This window comes from Nocardia carnea (genome assembly GCF_029868855.1).
Lineage (GTDB): Bacteria > Actinomycetota > Actinomycetes > Mycobacteriales > Mycobacteriaceae > Nocardia > Nocardia carnea_A.
This window is the reverse complement of record NZ_JARWOV010000278.1, coordinates 1-3405: the sequence shown is the minus strand read 5'-3', so window position 1 is coordinate 3405 and position 3405 is coordinate 1. Positions and strand designations below refer to the sequence as shown.

1 protein-coding gene and 2 pseudogenes are annotated in these 3405 nt (G+C 67.6%); all 3 read left to right on the top strand.

From position 1 onward, the window contains the following. Positions 1–150: 150 nt before the first annotated feature. A pseudogene (locus tag QH195_RS28855) lies at positions 151–3018 on the top strand (arabinosyltransferase domain-containing protein); the annotation flags it as partial. A gap of 122 nt (positions 3019–3140) precedes the next feature. Then, positions 3141–3302, top strand: a complete 162-nt coding sequence (locus QH195_RS28850) for a hypothetical protein (protein WP_195055828.1) — start codon at positions 3141–3143, stop codon at positions 3300–3302. Positions 3303–3313: 11 nt separating this feature from the next. Continuing rightward, a pseudogene (locus QH195_RS28845) lies at positions 3314–3405 on the top strand (amidohydrolase family protein); the annotation flags it as partial.

Sequence of the window (3405 nt, the reverse complement as noted above, 5' to 3'; positions counted from 1 at the left end):
GGGACCAGAACGCGCCGCACACAACTTCGAGTCCCTGTCCCCAGATGAGGCATATCGCAAACTTCCCCGCTACCCCCGGCACGCCGCGTGTCGGTGGAATTCCCGCCGTTGCGGCCCCCCTAAGGTGCGTAACGGGCCGGTTGTTAACCGCTGTCGGGGTTTTCGCCCGCGGCCTCCACCCCCGCCTTTACCGCGGGGGCCGCCCGGGCGGCCGGCACACCGTTGCGCACGCAGGTGGATCGGGACATTCGGCCGCAAATGGTCGGGGTGTTCACCGATCTGCCCGCCGAACAGCTCGCCGGGATCCGGCTGCACGCCGATATCGATTCCCGTTTCACCTCTTCGCCGACTCCGCTGAAACTCGCGGCGATCATCGGCGCGGTCGTGTTCACCGCACTCGCGTTGTTCGCGCTGCACCTGCTCGACACCACCGACGGCCGGCGCGCCCGGCGGTTCCTGCCCGCGCACTGGTGGCGGTTCCGGCTCGCCGACGGCGCGGTGCTCGGGGTGCTCGTGGGCTGGCATGTGATCGGTGCCAACACCTCCGACGACGGCTACATCCTGAACATGGCCAGAGTGTCGGAGAAATCCGGATATCTGGCGAACTACTACCGCTGGTTCGGAGTGCCGGAGGCGCCGTTCGGCTGGTCGTACGAGGTACTGGCGTGGATGTCGCGGATCTCGGAGTCGAGTCCGTGGATGCGGCTGCCCACGCTGCTGGCCGGAATCGTGTGCTGGCTGGTGATCAGCCGGGAGGTGCTGCCGCGCCTCGGTGCCCGGGTACGCGGTAACCAGGTCGCGCTGTGGACCGCCGGGCTGGTGTTCCTGGCGTTCTGGCTGCCCTACGACAACGGTCTGCGTCCCGAACCGCTGATCGCCGCCGGGGCACTGCTCACCTGGTGTTCGATCGAACGCGCCATCGCCACCGCACGGTTGCTGCCGGCCGCGGTCGCGATCCTCATCGCCGCGTTCTCCCTGGCTGCCGGCCCGACCGGGCTCATCTGTATCGCCGCGCTGATCGCGGGTTCCCGCCCGGTCCTGCAGATCATCATCAAACGCGCCCGTGGCACATCCGGCGCGGGCGTGGTGGGACGCTACGCGAGCCTGCTCGCGCCCGGACTGGCCGCCGGAACACTGGTACTCGTGGTGATCTTCGCCGATCAGACCCTGTCGACGGTGCTGGAGGCCACCCGGGTGCGCACCGCGGTCGGCCCGAATGTGGCGTGGTTCGACGAACGCACCCGCTGGGATTCGCTGCTCATGCTCTCCCCGGACGGTTCGCTGGCCCGGCGTTTCGGAGTGCTGCTGATGCTGCTCTGCCTGCTGGTCTGCATCCTGCAGGTACTGCGCAAGGGCCGGATTCCGGGTACCTCGCGGGGGCCGTCGGTGCGCATTCTCGGCATTGTGTTCGCGGCGCTGCTGCTGATGATGTTCACGCCCACCAAATGGACCCATCATTTCGGCGTCTACGCCGGTCTGGCCGGTTCGCTCGCGGCACTGGCGGCGGTGGCCGTGGGTACCAACGGCATCCGCGCGCCCCGTAACCGCGCGCTGTTCGCCGCCGCCGTGCTGTTCCTGCTGGCGATCACCTTCACCGGGTCGAACGGCTGGTGGTATGTGTCCAGCTACGGTGTCCCGTGGTGGGACAAGGCGCCCCTGCTCGCGGGCAAGGGTTTCTCGACGCTGTTCCTCGGTCTCAGTGTGCTCGCGCTGCTGGTGGCGCTGTGGTTGCACTACCGGGCGCCGTACCGCAGCGGCCCGCCGTCGCGGTCGTCGCGCTACGCGTCCGCGCCGTTGACCGTTGCCGCGGCGCTGATGGTGCTGTTCGAGATCGCTTCGCTGACCAAGGCGGCCGTGGCCCAGTACCCGGCGTATTCGATCGCCAAATCGAACTTCCGGGCGCTGGCCGGTGATCCGTGCGGATTGGCGGACGAGGTCCTGGTCGAGACCGATACCGCCGATTCCCTCTTGCAGCCGTACGAGGGCGATCCGGCCGGTGGGTTGATCTCTACCGATCCCGAGGCCGAGACGACCGGTTTCACCCCCGAAGGGGTGGCCGACGATCTCACCGCCGATGCGGAGGAAACCGTCTCCGGCAGCGCGAACTCGCTCGAATCCGATAGCGAGAACAAAACCACCGACACCACCGGCGCGGGGACCGGTGGGGGTACCGAGGCCCAACCCGGTATCAACGGTTCCACGGTGACCCTGCCGTTCGGTCTCGACCCCGCCCGCACCCCGGTACTGGGCAGCTACCAGACCGGCGACCAGCAGCAGGCGAAGCTGACCTCGCAGTGGTATCGCCTGGACCTGACCGACGAGATGCGTGCCGACCCCGCCTACCGGGTGCTGGCGGTGACGGCCGCCGGCCGGATCAAATCGATAGATGCCGATGGAGTGCTCACCTACGGGCAGGACTTGACCGTCGAATACGGCACGCGAGCCGCCGACGGCACCATGCAGGTGCTGGGTTCGGTGGCCCCGCTGGATATCGGGCCGAATCCGTCCTGGCGCAATCTGCGGATCCCGCTGGACCAGTTGCCGCGCGAGGTGAACGCCGTCCGGCTGGTCGCGGTGGACAACGACATCACCAGCCGGCAGTGGCTGGCCGTCACCCCGCCCCGGCTGCCGCGTCTCGAGACCCTGGATTCGGTTGTCGGGCACACCGATCCGGTGCTGTTGGACTGGCACGTCGGGCTGGCCTTCGGCTGCCAGCGGCCGTTCGATCACGCCGGCGGCGTCGCGGAGGTGCCGCGCTGGCGGATCCTGCCCGACCGGGTCGGATCCGATGCGTCCAACGCCTGGCAGGACCATATCGGTGGCGGCCCGCTGGGCTGGACCGAACTCCTCTTGCAGGCGGATTCGGTGGCCACTTATCTCGCCGGCGACTGGGCGCGGGACTGGGGTTCGCTCGAGCGCTACACCCCGTACCGGCCCGCCGCGCAGCCCGCGGAATTGACCGTAACCCAGCGCAATCGCAGTGGTCTGGCGACCGATGATCCCATCAAGGTGAGTTGAACTGCGGTGTGCTACATCGAAACTCGTCAATCATGTGGGTTGCCTCACAGTGCGGTTTATTTCCAGGTGAGGGAATTCCCGAACGGATGACGAACGCGGAGTCACGCCGTACCCTGGGTCGCATGACCTCGGCCTTCGACGATATGGAACTGCGCGATCTCGTCGGCTTGCTCACCGATGAGGAGCAGCGAGAACTACGACCCACGGTATTGCGCGTCCTCGGGCGCCTGCCGTCTCAGGAGGTGCTGCGCCGGGAGCTCGGACAGCGAATGACCAGGGTATGACAGCGAACCCGCCACGGGTAACCGTGCGCCGGGTGATCCCGGAAGCCGAGGCTCTCGATCTTCCCGGCGATGTCCTGGACAACTACCTCTACAACAACGCGCA

Coding starts and splice junctions, on each gene's coding strand:
- QH195_RS28850 (WP_195055828.1), top strand. CDS start 3,141: ATGACCTCGGCCTTCGACGATATGGAACTGCGCGATCTCGTCGGCTTG.